This is a genomic window from Nesterenkonia sp. NBAIMH1, from assembly GCF_007922635.1.
Classification (GTDB): domain Bacteria; phylum Actinomycetota; class Actinomycetes; order Actinomycetales; family Micrococcaceae; genus Nesterenkonia; species Nesterenkonia pannonica.
The window spans coordinates 1,980,295-1,996,650 of sequence record NZ_CP042335.1 but is presented as its reverse complement, the minus strand read 5'-3'; the positions used below and the strand labels follow the sequence as shown (position 1 = coordinate 1,996,650).

13 protein-coding genes are annotated in these 16,356 nt (G+C 65.4%); 4 read left to right on the top strand and 9 right to left on the bottom strand.

The genetic code is table 11. From position 1 onward, the window contains the following. Positions 1 to 10: 10 nt before the first annotated feature. From FS388_RS09520 to FS388_RS09505, 4 genes are read right to left on the bottom strand one after another with little or no spacing between them, the layout of a single operon-like run. On the bottom strand, positions 11 to 1,543 hold the full coding sequence (locus tag FS388_RS09520; RefSeq protein ID WP_146341202.1) for a sensor histidine kinase: 1,533 nt from the start codon (positions 1,541 to 1,543) through the stop codon (positions 11 to 13). Beyond that, positions 1,543 to 6,378 (bottom strand): NAD-glutamate dehydrogenase, encoded by a 4,836-nt coding sequence (locus FS388_RS09515; protein WP_146341201.1) that lies wholly within the window; start codon positions 6,376 to 6,378, stop codon positions 1,543 to 1,545. The genes FS388_RS09520 and FS388_RS09515 overlap by 1 nt, the downstream gene beginning before the upstream one ends. A 13-nt stretch (positions 6,379 to 6,391) precedes the next feature. After that, on the bottom strand, positions 6,392 to 7,747 hold the full coding sequence (locus FS388_RS09510) for a chromosome partitioning protein (RefSeq protein WP_146341200.1): 1,356 nt from the start codon (positions 7,745 to 7,747) through the stop codon (positions 6,392 to 6,394). Continuing rightward, complete coding sequence (locus tag FS388_RS09505; protein ID WP_146341199.1) at positions 7,744 to 8,445, bottom strand: hypothetical protein; 702 nt, start codon at positions 8,443 to 8,445, stop codon at positions 7,744 to 7,746. The genes FS388_RS09510 and FS388_RS09505 overlap by 4 nt, the downstream gene beginning before the upstream one ends. 162 nt (positions 8,446 to 8,607) lie before the next feature. Here FS388_RS09505 and FS388_RS09500 point away from each other — a divergent pair, with 162 nt between their 5' ends. Beyond that, on the top strand, positions 8,608 to 8,862 hold the full coding sequence (locus FS388_RS09500) for a helix-turn-helix domain-containing protein (protein ID WP_168198674.1): 255 nt from the start codon (positions 8,608 to 8,610) through the stop codon (positions 8,860 to 8,862). Here FS388_RS09500 and FS388_RS09495 read toward each other — a convergent pair. Then, positions 8,859 to 9,410, bottom strand: coding sequence for a hypothetical protein (locus tag FS388_RS09495; protein ID WP_146341198.1), 552 nt, complete (start codon positions 9,408 to 9,410; stop codon positions 8,859 to 8,861). The two genes, FS388_RS09500 and FS388_RS09495, sit on opposite strands and share 4 nt — an antisense overlap. A 126-nt stretch (positions 9,411 to 9,536) precedes the next feature. On the opposite strand from FS388_RS09495, the gene FS388_RS09490 reads away from it, so the two are divergent. Together FS388_RS09490 and FS388_RS09485 are read left to right on the top strand one after the other, a co-directional pair. Continuing rightward, entirely contained in the window at positions 9,537 to 9,827 is a 291-nt protein-coding gene (locus tag FS388_RS09490; protein ID WP_146341197.1) for a LysM peptidoglycan-binding domain-containing protein, read from the top strand. 62 nt (positions 9,828 to 9,889) lie between these two features. Beyond that, complete coding sequence (locus tag FS388_RS09485; protein WP_146341196.1) at positions 9,890 to 10,426, top strand: Rv3235 family protein; 537 nt, start codon at positions 9,890 to 9,892, stop codon at positions 10,424 to 10,426. A 1-nt stretch (position 10,427) separates the two neighbouring features. Here FS388_RS09485 and secA read toward each other — a convergent pair whose 3' ends face one another. The 4 genes from secA to FS388_RS09465 all read right to left on the bottom strand — a co-directional run bounded on the left by secA (position 10,428) and on the right by FS388_RS09465 (position 15,161). Next, complete coding sequence (gene secA, locus FS388_RS09480; RefSeq protein WP_146341195.1) at positions 10,428 to 13,037, bottom strand: preprotein translocase subunit SecA; 2,610 nt, start codon at positions 13,035 to 13,037, stop codon at positions 10,428 to 10,430. 82 nt (positions 13,038 to 13,119) lie between these two features. Next, entirely contained in the window at positions 13,120 to 13,926 is an 807-nt protein-coding gene (locus FS388_RS09475; RefSeq protein ID WP_146341194.1) for a hypothetical protein, read from the bottom strand. Positions 13,927 to 14,088: 162 nt separating this feature from the next. Next, positions 14,089 to 14,676: an OmpA family protein gene (locus FS388_RS09470; RefSeq protein ID WP_246836365.1), complete on the bottom strand. Its 588-nt coding sequence runs from the start codon at positions 14,674 to 14,676 to the stop codon at positions 14,089 to 14,091. A 5-nt stretch (positions 14,677 to 14,681) separates the two neighbouring features. Beyond that, positions 14,682 to 15,161: a hypothetical protein gene (locus FS388_RS09465; RefSeq protein WP_146341192.1), complete on the bottom strand. Its 480-nt coding sequence runs from the start codon at positions 15,159 to 15,161 to the stop codon at positions 14,682 to 14,684. Positions 15,162 to 15,641: 480 nt separating this feature from the next. Here FS388_RS09465 and FS388_RS09460 point away from each other — a divergent pair, with 480 nt between their 5' ends. Beyond that, the gene (locus FS388_RS09460) at positions 15,642 to 16,328 is read left to right on the top strand and encodes a PepSY domain-containing protein (RefSeq protein ID WP_146341191.1); all 687 of its coding nucleotides are present in this window, start codon (positions 15,642 to 15,644) and stop codon (positions 16,326 to 16,328) included. The last annotated feature ends 28 nt before the right edge of the window (positions 16,329 to 16,356 follow it).

Genomic DNA, 16,356 nt, shown 5'->3' with positions numbered 1-16,356 from the left:
CTCCTGACCCTCATCCCAGGATGGGGGCCCGCAGGACTGCTTTCGTTCCTCCGCCTTCGTCGGCGGACATCCACTCGATGGAGCCCGACAGTTCGCCCCTGACGAGGGTCTTGACGATCTGCAGCCCCAGTCCCGGCTCCCAGTCCTGGTCCGGAAGGCCGACCCCGTCGTCAATGATCTCCACGTCGAGGCGCTCTCGCCCTGCAGCGTCGGTATGACGGCTGACCTCCATCACGACGGTGAGGTCTGTCTGCCCCTCACCGAACCCGTGCTCCACTGAGTTCGCCACCACTTCTGTGACGACGAGTGCCAGCGGAGTGACCATATCGGCCGGCAGCTGGCCGAAGCTGCCTCGGAGCTGGGTGGCGGCATACTTCTCGGACTGGGCCATTTCGGCGGCCAGTCGAAGCTGCCGCCGCATCAGCTCATCGACGTCGACGCTCTCCTCCAAACCCTGCGAGAGGGAGTCGTGCACCACTGCGATAGTCTGCACACGCCGCATGGCACGCGCGAGCCCCTCCCTGCCTTCAGCGGAGTCCATGCGCCTGGACTGCATGCGCAGCAGGGCCGCCACCGTCTGAAGGTTGTTCTTGACGCGATGGTGGATCTCTTTGATCGTGGCGTCCTTGCTCATGAGCTGCTTCTCGCGCCGGCGCAGCTCGGTCACGTCTCTGCAGAGAACCAGCGCCGCGAACCTCTCCCCCTCCCCCTGCCGAAGGCCCCGGTGCAGGGGGATCGTTCGCAGCGTGACCGCAGCTCCATGTGCCTCAAGCTCGCTGCGCTGGGCTTTGCGGCCGGTGAGCATCAGGGGCTGGGACTCGTCGACGGCCACGCCTGTGGCCCGCTGCAGCTCGGCGCCTATCCCGGCCAGCGACCTGCCCTCAAGCGCTTCGTTCACACCCAGGCGCAGCAGCGCTGAGACGGCGTTGGGACTGGCGAAGGTCACTTTGCCCTCACTGTCGAGGCGAAGCAGGCCGTCCCCGACGCGGGGGGCGCCCGAATACCCGGTGTACTCCTGCGCAGGGTCGGGCCACACTCCGGCGGAGACCATCTCAAGCATCTCTGTGGCGCATCGCCTGTAGGTGAGCTCCATCCTCGAGGGTGAGCGCAGCGCTGATACCGCGAAGTGCATCGTGATCACTCCGATGGTGCGGCGCTGGCCGCTGCGATCGCGTCGCACCAGCGGGAGTGCGCTCACCCGCGTCTTTGAGGGGTAGGGCTGGCCCTGGTCGGAGGAGTTCGTCTCCACTCGGTAGGTCCAGGCGCGCTCGACCACCGCCTTCAGGTCTGCGCGTATCCGGTCGCCCACGATGTCTCGGGGAATGATGGTCTGGGTGGTCGAGGGCCGCGCCTGCGAGAGCGCCACATACGAGCGTCCTTCCGCGGAGACGTAGCCCTCAGGCGTGTGAGGGCCCCACAGAACAAGGTCGGAGTATGAGAGGTCTGCGATGAGCTGCCAGTCACCCATGAGGGCGTGGAGCCATTCGACGTCGTCCTCCCCCAAGTGCCGGTTCGAACTGAGACGCTCGCCGAAATGGCTCATCAGCTGCTCACCAGCCCACGAAGGTGCCGCAGCAGAACAGTGATCGAGGCGAGGGACTCATCTCCATCAGGGAGGTCCGCCATGAGCCGCTCGGCGCGATCGACCTGACTTCGGTGGGAGTCCTTCCAGGCACGGAGCCGCTCGGCTGCGCGTCCCACGGGATCATCGTCGCCGCTCTCCGTCGTGGAGAGCACCGCCTCGGCGATTCTCTTGACGGCGGAGTACAGCTCATCGCGCTGGGCTCCTCTGGCCAGAGCCTGCCACTTGTCCCGTCGCGGCAGGGCGCTGATGCGACGCAGCAGCGTCTCCACGTCGAAGTCCGTGTACACCCTGTAGTAGACCGCAGCAGTCTCCTGCGGGTCCGTGCCCAAGCGGTGGGTGAGTGCGGCGACGTCCAGAAGAGGGAAGGACTCGAACAGCTCGGCGGTCCATGAGGCGAGCTCCTCCCCCACACCGAGGTCGATCAGGTCGCTGCGGTCGGCAGCGAGCCTCTGGATATCGGCATCGCCCAAGTACTCCGTCAGACGGCGGTACAGAGGGTCTGTGGCTTCGCGATAGGCCTCGATCTCCTCAGCGATCGTCAGCTGCGTCCTAGGACGGCCCAAGAACCATCGGACGGATCGGTCGACGAACCGACGCATGTCCATGTACAGCCGGGCGAACTCTTCGGTGGGAAGGGACACCTGCAGCCGCCGCAGCGCCGCGTCGTATGACACCAGGTCGAACAGCTCCCGGACTATCACGAAGGCTCTGATGACCTGGTCCTCAGCCGCGAAAGTCTCCTCCATCGTGCGGAAGACGAATGTGGAGCCTCCGAGGTTCACCGAATCGTTGGCCAGCCGGGTGGCCACGATCCGGTGGGCAAGCGGGTGCTGCGGCAGCAGATCGCCGTAGCTCTCGCGGATCTGCGCGGGGAAGTAGGAGGCCAGCGTTCCTGCGAACCATGGGTCATCGGGAAGATCGGAGGCGGTGAGCGCCTCCTTCAGCTGAATCTTCATGTAGGCCTGCAGCACAGAGAGCTCAGGAGCCGTCAGAGGCGGGATGCCGGACTCTGTCCTGGCGGCCAGCGCGGAGCTGTCAGGTATCTGCTCCAGATCTCGGTTCAGGCCTGCGGTCTCCTCAAGCCAGCTGATCAGCCGTGCAAAGCTGGGAGTCCACTCGGCGATGCGCTGCCGGTCGATCAGCAGCAGCACATTCTGATCCCGGTTGGTCGTCAGGACCAGCTCAGCGACCTCCTCCGTCATGCTCTCCAGCAGCGGATTGCGCTCCTGCCGGTCCAGCTTCCCTGCACTGACCAGCTGATCGAGCAGGATCTTGATGTTGACCTCGTAGTCCGAGCAGTCGACCCCGGCGGAGTTGTCCACGGCGTCGTTGTTCACCAGCCGTCCGTGCTGCGCAGCTTCGATCCGCCCGGCCTGAGTGAGCCCCAGGTTCCCGCCCTCAGCGACAACTCGCGCTCGGAGCTCCTCACCGTCGACGCGTATTGCGTTGTTGGCGCGATCTCCCACCTGTTCGTGGGTCTCGTGGCGGGCCTTCACATAGGTGCCGATGCCTCCGTTGTACAGGAGGTCCGTGGGTGCGGCCAGCAGCGCACGGATCAGCTCCGGAGGAGTCATCGTCTCGACCTCCTCACCGATGTCGAATCGCTCGCGCATCTCCGGGGTGATCGCGATGCTGCGCGCCTCACGGGAGAAGACTCCGCCGCCTGCCGAGATGAGCGAAGACTCATACGCGTCCCAGCCTCGCTGCGGTGCGGAGAAGAGCCGCTGCCGTTCGCGGAAGCTGGTCGCGGGATCGGGGTTGGGATCGACGAAGATGTGCAGGTGGTTGAAGGCCGCCGTCAGCATGATGTGCTCGGAGAGCAGCATGCCGTTGCCGAAGACGTCGCCGCCCATATCGCCGATGCCGATCACCGTGAAGTCCTGCGACTGAGTGTCGTGGCCCAGTGTCGCGAAGTGCGCCTTCACCGACTCCCAAGCACCTCGTGCGGTGATCCCCATGACTTTGTGGTCGTAGCCGGCCGAACCGCCGGAGGCGAATGCGTCTCCCAACCAATGCCCGTACTCCTGGCTGATTCGGTTGGCGGTGTCTGAGAACGTCGCGGTTCCCTTGTCGGCGGCGACGACGAGGTAGGGATCGTCCCCGTCATGGCAGACGACATTGTCGGGGTGGGTGACTGTTGTCCGGAAGTCCTGAGCACCCGCTGGCGCTCCATTCCCGGCGTCTGACTCCGCAATGGGGGTTCGCACCTGCTTATCGGTGAGGTCGAGGAGAGCGCGGATGAAGGTTTTGTACGCCTCTCGACCCGCCTCTTGGATCTCTTCGCGGCTTCCGTTCTCGGGCAGTCGCTTGGGGTAGAAGGCACCTTTGGCGCCCGAGGGCACGATGACCGCGTTCTTGGCCATCTGAGCCTTGACCAGGCCCAAGACCTCGGTGCGGAAGTCCTCGACGCGGTCGGACCACCTGAGGCCGCCTCGTGAGATGGCGTCGTAGCGCAGGTGTGAGCCTTCGACTTCAGTGGAATAGACCCAGATCTCGTGCGCCGGGCGGGGCTGCGGGGCAGACGTGATGGCCTGTGGGCGCAGTTTGAAGCTGATCCGCTCGTGCCCCTGGTAGAGGCTGGTGCGGTCAGTGGAGTCGATGAGGTTCAGGAAGCCTGAAAGGACACGGTCCGCATCGAGTGTGGCGACGTTCTCGAGCGCCTCCAGCACCGCTCCTCGGCACGCAGCCTCAGCGTTCTCGCGCGGCCCGGAGAGCCGAGGGTCGAACCGGGCGGTGAAGTAGGACATGAGGGCACGACCAGCCTGCGGGTGGTCATCGAGGGCCTCAGCCAGGAAGTCATAGGAGTGCACGCTTCCCAGCTGGCGCATGTACTTGGCGTAGGCCCGCAGGACGGTGACCTGGCGGATGCTGAGCCGCAGGGTCAGCACCAGTCGCGAGAAGACGTCTGACTCCGCCCGTCCGGTCAGGACGGCTCGGTAGGCCTCCTTGAACATCGGCAGAGTCTCTTGGGGGTCGACCCCCTGCGGGTAGCAGAGCCCGAGATCATAGAGGTACAGGCTGACCCCATCCTCGGTCGTGACGGTGTAGGCACGCTCATCGAGGACCTCAAGGCCGAAATCGTCGATCATCGGCAGGGTATCGGTGAGCGTCTTGGGCTCGTCCAGATACAGTTTGAGGCGCAGGTCGGCCGGGTCGCCGTTCTGCGGCGGCGCGAAGCCGAGCCGCGGTCCAGCCTGCGGCTCATGCTCCAGCGTTTCGAATTCGGCGGCGTCGTCGAGGGCGTCCGTGACCTCGTAGAGCACCCGATAGTCCTCGGGGAACGCTTCGGCCCACCGCGTCGATATGCGATCCGCCTGCTTCCTGCTGTACCTCCTGGCAGCCTCCGCGGCGAGGCTTTCGCTCCATGAGCGCACGGCCCGAGCCAGCTCGTCCTGCAGCTGCTGGGTGCTCACCTCGAGCTCCCGGGGGTCCTCCCTCAGGTGGATCCGGAAGAACACCCGCGCCAGGACGGAGTCGGAGAGGCGAACGGTGAAGTCGATCGAGGCTGCGTCGATGTGCTCAGCCAGAGCGGCCTCAAGCCGGAGCCTCACACCCGTGTTGTAGCGGTCACGAGGCAGGAACACCAAGGCGGTCATGAAGCGTCCGAAATGGTCTTCGCGGAGGAAGAGCCTCACCCTGCGGCGCTCCTGCAGCTGGAGGATCTGCCATGCCGTCTCCTCGATCTCATCGAGGTCCATCTGCAGCAGCTCGCTGCGCGGATAGGTCTCCAGGATCTGCATCAGGTCGGAGCCGGAGTGCGAGTCCGGGGTGAACCCGGTGCGGGCGAGCAGCTGCTCAGCCCGTGAGCGCAGCAGGGGAATGGTGGTGATCGAGCTCGTGTAGGCGCGCTGGCTGAAGAGCCCCAAGAAGCGGCGCTCCCCGGTGAGGCGAAGCTCGGAGCCCCTGCGCTCGTAGGTCTTGACGGCGATGTAGTCCATGTAGGACCTGGTTCTGACCGTGGACCGGGCATCGGCCTTGGTGATGATCAGGGCCTGATCGCGGTCGGAGCGGTCGGCACCCGAGGAGGCCAGCTCGGAGCTTCGCTTCGGCCGCGGACGGCCGTCGATATCCGCAAGAATCCCGAGACCTGTTCCCGGAAGGGGCTCAAGACCCGAGTCCTCCAGGGCATACTCGCGGTAGCCCAAGAAGAGGAAGTGCCCGTGGGCCATCCACTCGAGGAGCTCTGCGGACTCGTCTCGTTCGGCAAGGTGCTCATGGCTCCGGAGCTCATCTGCGGCCCTGCGGCTGCAGGAGCGCATACGGTCGGCGTCACGGTCAGTGACCCTGACATCCTCCAGAACAGACCGGATTCCATCCATCAGGCGCTCTGCGGCCGCGTCGTCCAGGACGGTGTCGAGCTCCACGGATATCCAGGACTCCACAGCGGCTCGTCCCGAGCCCGATACGGCCTCGGCCAAGGACGGCATCGCCTGTGTATCGCCGGACGAGAGGGTGCGCCCCTCAACGGGTATCTCCTTGACGTGCAGCAGCCGGGCCTGGTCATCGCGCTCTGTGAGGAGGGTGGGGTGGACCACGAGCGCTATGGCGTGACCGTCCCGCGCGATCTCGCCGGTGACGGAGTCCACCAGGTACGGCATATCCTGCGTGACCAGCTGCACGATGCTGCGAGCACCGATGCTGCGCACTGCCAGCGCCGGCTCCTCCGCGGAGAAGCGCTCGGCCACTTCGATATGCGACCTCAGACGCTCAAGGCGCTCGTCCTCCGGAATGGAGGCAAGATCCTCCTCCGCGATGTGCGAGTAATAGGGGCGCAGCAGCTGGTGCGGATCCATAGGCCTCACTATCTCACTTCTTCAGACCCCAGCGACGACGACGCGGAACAGTGACGCCGACCAGAGCTGCGAAGGCCCGGCGAAGCTCCGAATGCTCGGCGCATTCGGCCAGCACCTGGCCGTGGCGCAGGGCAGTGTCGCAGGCTGAGCGGTCATAGGGCAGGTAGGCCTCGATGGCGGGCGCACCGACCTGCCCTCCCCCATACCGTGCCCACGCCTCAGCGATGCGGCGCTGCGGGGAGCGGCCCACCACCTCGCCTCGGAGCTGATTGATCACGACCTTCGGTGCAACGCCGTCGGGGACCGCCTCGGCGTAGTCGCCCAGCGACCGAACCAGCCTGGAGAAGCCCACAGGGTCCGGGGCGCCGACGAGGATCACCTGATCGGCAGCGCTGAGGCTGCTCACGGCCGCAGAGTTTCTCTGCGGTGCCGAGGTGCCGAAGCTGATCTCCTCGTTGTGTTCCAAGGGGGCAGCCACATCGATGATGACGTGGCTGTAGCGGGCTGCCGCCAGATGGAGCACGCGTTCGACCGCTCGAGGACGAAGCTCCGCCCAGCGCTCCGGCCGCGGCAGCCCAGTCAGAACATCCCACGAGCTTCCCGCGGTTCGAACCGTCTGAGCCAGTCTGACGAGCCCAGGGCCGTCCAGGGTTCCCCGATCGGCGGCTCGGCATGCCTGCGCGAGCCCGGCCGACTCCTCCAGCAGGCCCAGGTGAGCCGCTGCCGAGGCGGACCAGCTGTCAGCGTCCACCAGCAGAACCTGAGCTCCTGCGATCGCGAGTTCGGACGCGATGCTGATGGCCGTCGTCGTGCGGCCCGGGGCCCCGTGCGGGCCCCACACCGCAGTGATGCCGCGGGGCACCGCACCGGTGTCCTTCGGAATCTCCTGGGATCCGCGGGAACGAGGAGGCGGGGGCAGTTTGGGCATCGGGTCGCCAGACGCTGAGGACAGTCCCCAGCCTTCGACCGCGCCCGGTGCAGCGCTGCGCAGAACCTCCCCTCCCGAGGTGTGCTCCGCCTGAGTCCGACCCTCCTCCTGCAGAGCCTGCGCAAGCGTCTCGGCCGGGACGTCGTCGGGCAGGCTGCGGACGCCCAGCAGGCGCAGCCGCTCCCGCTCCGCCAACAGATCCGTGATCACCACCACTCGCAGGCCGCACCCTCGCAGCTGCTCGACAAAGGAGCCCGTGATGATCTCCGGCTGACCGATGAGCAGAGCAGCGTCGGCCTGCGTGTGCCGAGCCGTTGCGAGCAGCTCGGCCGGCGCTTCGCACCGCCGATCGATCGTCACCGGGCCCTGAAGGGCCTCCAGCGCCGCGACGTGGTCGATGTCGAGCCTGCCGGTCGTCAGCACCGAGCAGCGCGGCTTCACCGGCTCTCCCCCGTATTGTCTGCGTCGGACTCAACGGCCGGCTGGGCGGGCAGCAGCGAGATCTGGTGACCGTCGCTGACGGCCTGAAGGATTCCGGGAACGTCGTCCGCATCCACCAGCAGCTCAACGGTGGTCGCCGACTGTGTGCCGAAGGCAGACTCGCGCGCCCTGACGTCTGCGAGCTCCGCCGAGGCCACGAGTCGGGACACCTCCCCATCCTCGCCGTAGCCTCCCGCGGCGGATCCCCAGACCTCCGCGGCCCTGCCGGCGCTGAGCGCGCGCGGAAGCTCGTGCTCAATCTCGACCGTCACTGGCTGCCGTCCTTCAGGATCGCTTGCAGCCAGCGAGCTCAGCGGAATGAACTCCCCCTCCTCCACACGGCTGATGACCATCCCTTCCAGCGTCCGCTCGCCGGGGAGCAGATACTTGCCTGATCCCTCCCCCAGCTGCACATCGACCGTGACCAGATCGTCCTCGGTGATCTCCTCACCCACAGCGAGCGCCCTCGCAGCCGCATAGGCCGGGGCTGTCCGATTCTGCTCCGCAACGAGGGCCACCACACCGCCCACTGAAGCCGCCACCAGCAGCGTCCCGACGATCAGCCGCGGGTCCTTCCACGATGGGGGCTTCATGCGTCGTGCCGTCGATTCTGCCGAATCCGAATCCGGGTATGCAGAGCTGTCAGTGTGAAAAGTCATAGCGCCCTCCGCGCAGAGATGAAGAAACCGTTCCGCAGGCCGTCACTCCTGCTCCCCGGCGGCTCCGTCCAGCTCACCGGGTCGGCCAAAGACTAGCTCAGGGGCACCGAAGATGCCACACTTGAACGAAACATCATCAAATGCGACGTCAGGAGATCATCTGTGCGCAGATTCCTCACACTTCCCGATGTGGCAGAGGCGCTGAACATCTCGATGTCCCAGACTCGGTCCCTCATCCGCTCAGGCGACATTGAGGGCATCCAGATCGGAGGGCGGGGGCAATGGCGAGTCGAAGAGGCCAAGCTCGACGAGTACATCGACCGGCAGTATGAGCTGCAGCGGCAGACCCGAGCAGCTGAACACTCTCAGGCCGCCGGCTCTGCGCGGAGCACGCAGCATGCGGCTGACGCCGCCTAGCGCTCGATGAACGCCGCGGCTTCGCTCCGAAGCAGCAGGACCGCGTCCAGGGGCACAGTGCGCCGTGAGGTTCGCCGCAGTTCAGGCTCACCCTGAAGCACGTCGATGTGGTCCGCGCCCACTGACGCCAGCAGCCCTCGTGCGGCTTCACCCCCCGCAGTGTGCACGCTCACCTCGGTCCGGTCACGGACCAGACCCGTCAGCACCCTCCGCAGTCCCAAAGCCGAGTGCGAGCCGTCAGTCTCCGTGCAGGATCTCGCCCCCAGACCCTCCACGGAGACCACGGCCTTCAGCGTCACCAGGCAGCTCTGCGCGCCGGCCAGCCCGAAGAGCCAGTCATCGCCCACGGCTCCGATCACCAGGTGCACCGCACCCACTCCCGAGAGCTGCAGCCTGACCGACTCCCCGCGGTGTGCCCGCAGCCGCTCAGCCAAGCTCATCCGCCGCAGCTGAAGCTCCGACTCCTCCTCAGCTTCAAGCTCCAGGCCCTGGTGACGCTCCGCCGCCAGCTGGGCCTCCAAATCTTCGAACAGCGCATCCCAACGCACGTGCTCTCCCCTCTCTGAATGACGTGAAGCTAGCACGGCATTCACGCGCCATTCGATTCTGTGTATGCTCTAGCGAGACGTCAAAGCATCAAACGTCATCAAATGAACGGTTAATGAGGGGGACTCATGGAGGGCCGGTTCAGACCGCAGGATCCCGGCGGGGGATCCGCGCGGCATGCAGGACTCCCCATCAGGGAGGACCAGGAGGGCGAAGTCGTGGTCAGACCCGGCGATTCGCTGTGGACCATCGCTGCGGAGCATCTGGGGCAGCGAGCGGCGCCCTGGGAGATCGCTGCCGAATGGCCGCGCTGGTATGAGGGAAACAGGGACGTGATCGGCCAGCACCCGGGCAGGCTTCGCCCAGGCACTGTGCTGCGACGCCCTGCTGAAACGCACCACGGCCCCTCACCCTCCTGACGCCCTCTGGGGCCCTGAAGCGGCCCCCAGCAGCGTCTGACTCGAGAAAAGGAACGGAACACATGACACGTGCTATGACCGCCGCACCGGCGGATTCACAGGACACCATCACGCTGACACGCCGCAGTGTTCGGCGATTCAGGCTCCGCCGCGAGGCCGAAGTGCCTCGACTGCTGAGAGCTATGGGATACGACGATCCAACGATGCTTCCCGACGGGGAGTCGGACGGACGTCGCCCCACAGAGCTCGCCTCAGAGGCCGAAGAGAGCCGCCAGATTCAGGCCATGTCCAAGGTCGTCTGCCAAGCAGCCCTGGAGACGTTCGCAGGGCTGAGGCCCGCCCACCAGATGGAGCGCTGGCTTGCCCCTTCGGTCTACGAAAAGATTGTGGCGCGCGCTGATCTTGTCGCACACATGCGTGCGGGAGGCGGATCCCATTCGGCACGCCTTCAGTTCCTGTCGGTCAGACCCTGTCGCGTGCGGCCGGGGATCTGGGAGGTCTCCGTCGTCTTCGCCGACGCGCGTCGGGTGCGCGCCTGCGCGCTGCGTCTGGAGGCGCACCGACGCCGCTGGCAGGTGACCGCTATGGAGATGGGGTGACTCAGGCCTGACCTCTGGCGTCACGAGCGCCGGGAAGCCGGATCTGAGTGCCGGCGGCAGCACCGCGGCCGTCCTTGATTCCCGGGAGCGAGACCTTCTGGGCGGGTGGTGCCACAGCGGTGACCTCTGCGGCGAAGAGCTTGCGGACAGCCTCTTCGCGAATCTGGTCGGCCATTCCCTGGAACAGCAGGTACCCCTCACGCTGGTACTCCACCAGCGGGTCGCGCTGGGCCATGGACCGCAGGCCGATGCCTGACTTCAGGTAGTCCATCTCGTAGAGGTGCTCCTGCCACTTCTCATCGATCACTGAGAGCATCACTCGGCGCTCCAGCGCGCGGAGCGGGTCCGACCCGATCTCCTCCTCCTTCTGCTCGTAGGCGATCTTTGCGTCCGAGGTGATCTCACGCTTGAGCTTCTTCGCACTGATCTGGTCCAGCCCGCCGGCGTCCTCAACGAGGTCTTCGATCTCCAGAGAGATCGGGTAGAGGTTGGCCACCTCCTCCCAGAGTCCTTCGAGGTCCCAGTCCTCAGGGGATGAGGAGACAGTCTTCTCGTCGACCACCAGAGCGACAGCGTCCTCGATGAAATGCTGCACCTTCTCGTGGACGTCGTCGCCCTCGAGGATTCTCCGGCGATCGGAGTAGATCGCCTCACGCTGACGATTCATGACGTCGTCGTACTTCAGCACGTTCTTGCGCTGCTCCGTGTTCTGCGACTCACGCTGCTGCTGAGCATTGGCGATGGCTGAGGACACCATCTTGTGCTCCACGGGCGTCTCCTCGTCCATTGCTGAGGAGTTCATGATCCGCTGTGCGGCCGCCTGGTTGAACAGGCGCATCAGATCGTCCGTCAATGAGATGTAGAACCGCGACTCGCCCGGGTCGCCCTGACGCCCTGAGCGTCCGCGCAGCTGGTTGTCGATCCGCCGGGACTGGTGGCGCTCCGTGCCCAGCACGTAGAGGCCGCCCAGAGCACGCACTTCCTCCGCCTCGACCTTGGTCGCGGCCTTGGCGGCGTCGAAGACCTCGTTCCACGTGGCCTCGTACTCTTCGGCGTGCTCCTCCGGGTCCAGACCGCGGCTCTGCATCTCCTGGACTGCATTGAACTCGGCGTTTCCGCCGAGGATGATGTCGGTGCCTCGGCCGGCCATGTTGGTGGCGACCGTGACCGCTCCGCGGCGACCCGCCTGCGCCACGATCGCAGCTTCCCGTTCGTGATTCTTCGCGTTGAGCACCTCGTGGCGAATGCCGAGCTTGGCCAGCTGCTTGGACAGGTACTCGGACTTCTCCACCGACTCGGTGCCGACCAGGATGGGCTGACCCTTGCCGTGACGCTCGACGATGTCTTTGACGACAGCTTCAAACTTCACGATCTCGTTCTTGTAGACGAGGTCGTTGTGGTCCAGCCGCTGACGGGGGCGGTTCGGCGGGATAGGCACCACGCCGAGCTTGTAGGTCGACATAAACTCGCCGGCCTCGGTCTCGGCCGTGCCGGTCATGCCCGCGATCTTCTCGTACCCACGGAAGTAGTTCTGGAGGGTGACAGTGGCCCGCGTCTGGTTCTCAGGCTTGATCTTGACGCTCTCTTTGGCCTCGATCGCCTGGTGGAGGCCTTCGTTGTAGCGGCGGCCCTTCAGGATGCGCCCGGTGTGCTCATCAACGATGTGCACTTCGTTGCCGACAACCACGTAGTCGGTGTCCTTCTTGTAGAGCTCTTTGGCCCGGATCGCGTTGTTGAGGTACTGGATGAGCGTCGTGTTCTGGGTTTCGTAGAGGTTCTCGATGCCCAGGTAGTCCTCGACCTTGTCGATGCCGGACTCCATCACGCCGACGGTCCGCTTCTTCTCGTCAACCTCGTAGTCCTCATCAAGGGTGAGGTGCTGCACGAGCTTCGCGAAGTCCGTGTACCAGCGGGAAATGTCCCCAGTCGCTGCACCGGAGATGATCAGCGGGGTGCGGGCCTCATCGATCAGGATGGAGTCGATCTCGTCGATGATGGCGTAGTGGTGCTCGCGCTGGACGAGGTCGTCCAGCGACTGCGCCATGTTGTCGCGCAGGAAGTCGAAGCCGAACTCGTTGTTGGTGCCGTAGGTGATGTCGGCGGCGTAGGCCTCCCGGCGGGCGGCCGGCTTCATCGTGTTGGTGATCGTGCCGGTGCTCATCCCCAGGAACCGGAAGACGCGTCCCATCAGGTCTGCCTGGTACTTGGCGAGGTAGTCGTTGACGGTGATGACGTGGACGCCTTTGCCGGTCAGCGCATTGAGATAGGCCGGGGCTGTGGCCACCAGCGTCTTGCCCTCACCGGTCCCCATCTCTGCAATGCTGCCCAGGTGAAGGGCGGCGCCGCCCATGATCTGAACGTCGAAGTGGCGCAGCCCCAGCGTGCGATCGGCCGCCTCTCTCACCGCGGCGAAGGCTTCAGGCACCAGGGAGTCAAGCGTCTCGCCCTGCGCCACGCGCTCACGGAAGCGGTCGGTCTCTTCGCGCAGTTCGGCGTCAGACAGCTCGCGGAACTCGTCCTCCAGCAGGTTCACGGCATCGGCATAACCGTGCAGCCGCTTGAGGATCTTCTTCTCCCCAGTCTTGAGGACTTTCTCGAGCAGAGTCGGCACAGCTGGTTTCTCCAGTCAGGTCAGGTCAGGCGTCAACATTCCAGTGTAAGCACCAGCGCGCTGGTGTGCTAATGCCAGGGGCTCATTCCGCGTCATCCTCATCGTCCTCCGGCTGGGGCTCCGGGGGGTCCAGATCGGCGCCGGTGAGGTCTTCGAGGATGGTCGCAGCCGCCGCTTCGAGCTCCACGACGACCTCCTCGGCCTCGTTCTCACCCAGCGGCGCCTCCACAGGGCGGCTGACCGCCGTCACCTGAGCCTCGTGCCTCAGGACGACTCCGATGAGGTGCTCGCTGCTGCCGTCCTGGCTGATCTCCTGCTGCAGGGCAAGATGCGAGTCGGCGCCGGAGAGGATCTCGAGCTCGGAGATCTCGGTGGTCACCTCGATGTCGCCGCCCTCGAGCTCGCGGGTGACAGTGTGCTCGCCGCATTGGCCCGCGGCGCGCTGCTCATTGTCCACATAGGTCTGGGCCGCATCGGTGTCCGGGAATGTGTAGACGGCGGTGTGCTCGTCCTCGTCCTCAGCGAAGGCGGCGAGCGCCGCTGAGGGCACCGGGAGCGCGGAGGCTGTCACGTAGGGCTTGCATTCGTTGGGATCGACGGAGAGGCGCTGCAGCTCGGTGCTGAGATCGCGCATGTGCTCCCAGTAGTCATCGGTGTCCGTGATGCTGCCGGAGGCATGCGTGTCGAGTGCTTCGCGCATTTCATCGTGGTCGAGCTGCTCGCCTGTGGGTTCGGGCGCTGTCAGAGTCGGTTCGGACTGCCCGGCAGCGACGTCGCCCGGCTGAGCGCCCTCACCTCCTGCTCCGGGGACATCTCCACCCTCGCCGAGGCAGGAGGTGAGCAGCAGCGCGCAGGTCAGCGCGGGGGTCAGCAGGGCCAAGGGTCGCATTCGTTCCAGTATCCCGCCGCTGCCGTCCGTCGTCACAGTGCACGCGCCGAGGACTCCGACGCGCCAGCATCCCCGGGGCCCATCAGCCGCCGCTCTGCGCGTCGTCGAGTCAGCCCGGTCCATAGCCGCCCATCCTCGTTGACGCCACCTGTCGAAGGACCCTCAGCCCCCGTAGCGGATCTCGACGCGGCGGTTGGCGGCATAGGTGGAGGGGTCATCCGGATCTTCGGCCTCCACCGGATCATCGTCGCCGAAGCCCTCGACGGTCAGCTGCAGGTCGGGCCGCTCCTCCTCAAGGGCATCCGCCACCGCCTGGGCCCGGTTCTCGGAGAGCCCCTGGTTGTCAAAGTCGTACTCATCAGGCACGGGGTTCGAGTCAGTGTGCCCGTGCACCTGCACCTCGACCCCATTGGGGACCTCTTCGACCAGGTCTGCGATGCGGGATCCTGCCCGCTCTGGCAGCTCCCACTCCATGGGTGAGAAGAGAATGTCGGTCTCGAGCGAGATGACGTCCTCCTCACCACCCTCGCTCTCGCCCAAGTACTCGATCGAGTCGCGCGGGTCATAGACGATCAGGGAGTCGGCGGGGTCGTACCGAATGACCGAATCAGCGAACTCGCTGCTGCTGAGGTCCACCTCCTCCGGGCGCTCGTACAGTTCCTCATCGGCCGCTGCTGTGGCTGGGGCGACCCCGCTGCTGAGCAGACCTGCTGAGGAGATGACCGCCAGTGCTGCACGCGCCCGACCCATGCTGATCACGCCTCGTCCTCGATCTCGATGTCGCCTTCCTCGTCAGCCTCGGGGTCGGAGCCGTCGCCGCCGAGGTCGCTCGGCTCAGCCTCGCCCCAATCGATGTCGACGTCCTCGATCTCAGGAGCGTTCTCGTGCACCGAGATGCTCACGACATCGATATCGTCCTCAGGGATCGGATAGTTCGCCCAGTAGGCAAGCGTCTCACCGTCGTGGATCTCGACTTCGCCGGGCGTTCCGGGCGTAGCCCATCCCGGCGATCCGTGCTGAGCGCCCAAGATGGTGTACTGCTTGAGATTCTGCCTATCGCTCAGGCGAGCGGCGAAGCGCCCGTCGTGAAGGGTGAACAGGTTGTAGGCCCCATGCTCGCCGAACTCCGGGGTGACGGTCAGCAGCAGCTCCATCGTCTCGTCGCGAGCGCGCAGATGGTGAAATCCAACCGTGATGTCCCCGTCGATGTCGGGATTCGGGATGCTGTAGGTCACGGTCTGAGCGGCGTCTTCGGGGTCGACGAGACCGGATGATTCGCCGGGCGCAGCAGCGTCGCTCCCCTCATCCGAGTCGTCCTCCCCGTCGGATGCCTCCTCATCCGGGAGCTCATCGTGCTCACTGTCCGCCTCATCGGCACTGCCGGAGGTCTCTTCATTCTCGGAGGTCTGCTCGGCGTTGTCCTCATCTTCAAATTCGGCGTCCTCATCCGGGCCGCAGGCGCTGAGGGGACAGGACAGCAGCAGCGGCGATCGCCGTCACCGACTGGGGAGAGTGCTGGAGGGCCTCATAGAATTCTCCTTCATCATTCTGTTGTGCAGTGACACCTGTCAGTCGCATGGGGCGAGCAGAAAGTTGCAGCCACTTTAGAGGACGTCCCGGTCGTCCATCAGAAAAGCTCTGAAAATGATGCAACTTCTCACTGATCCGCTGCGACTCACCGTACGTCAACACATTCCGATGAGAAGGAGAAACTCATGAGCGACCGAGCTATGAACCCCCGCAAGGCTGCAGCTGCCCTGCTCGTCAGCGGTGCACTGCTCGCGACGGCGTGCGCACCAGGTGACGCAGAGTTCGAGGAGGACACGGAAGCATCTGACAACGGTGAGGCACAGACGGACACGTCCGAGGACACTGCTGCTGACGGGACAGAGTCCGACCAAGCGGAGGAGAGCCCCGAAGCCGAGCCGGAGTCAGGCTCCGACGATGACGAGGCGGCGTCTGATCAGAATGATGAGGAGACGCCTGAGGAGAACGGTGCGCAGACGGAGGAAGACGTCCGCGCCGTCGCCCAGTTCCTGACGGAAGAGTACCCAGAAGGGGTGATCGGCCAGCTGGAGAATGAGGGCGGCTATTTCGAGGTGGAGATCTTCGACCTTGCCAGCAGCATGGAGTACGAGTTCGACCTCGACCCCGAGTCGTTCGACATGTGGGACTACGACGAGGAGACCCTCGACGGCGACGACCAGCAGAAGGCTGAGTCCGCAGAGATCAGCTTCCTCGACGCCCTCGAGACCGCCGAGAACGAGGCCGGCGAGGACCCGACCTTCGACCAGGCCGACTTGGACACTGAGAACGGCGCGGTCGTCTGGGAGATCGAGTTCGTCAATGACGTGGAGGTGTACGTGGACGTCGCATCAGGCGACGTCGTGAAGGTCGACTGAACTACCCTGCTGAGCTGAACCGGAGGCT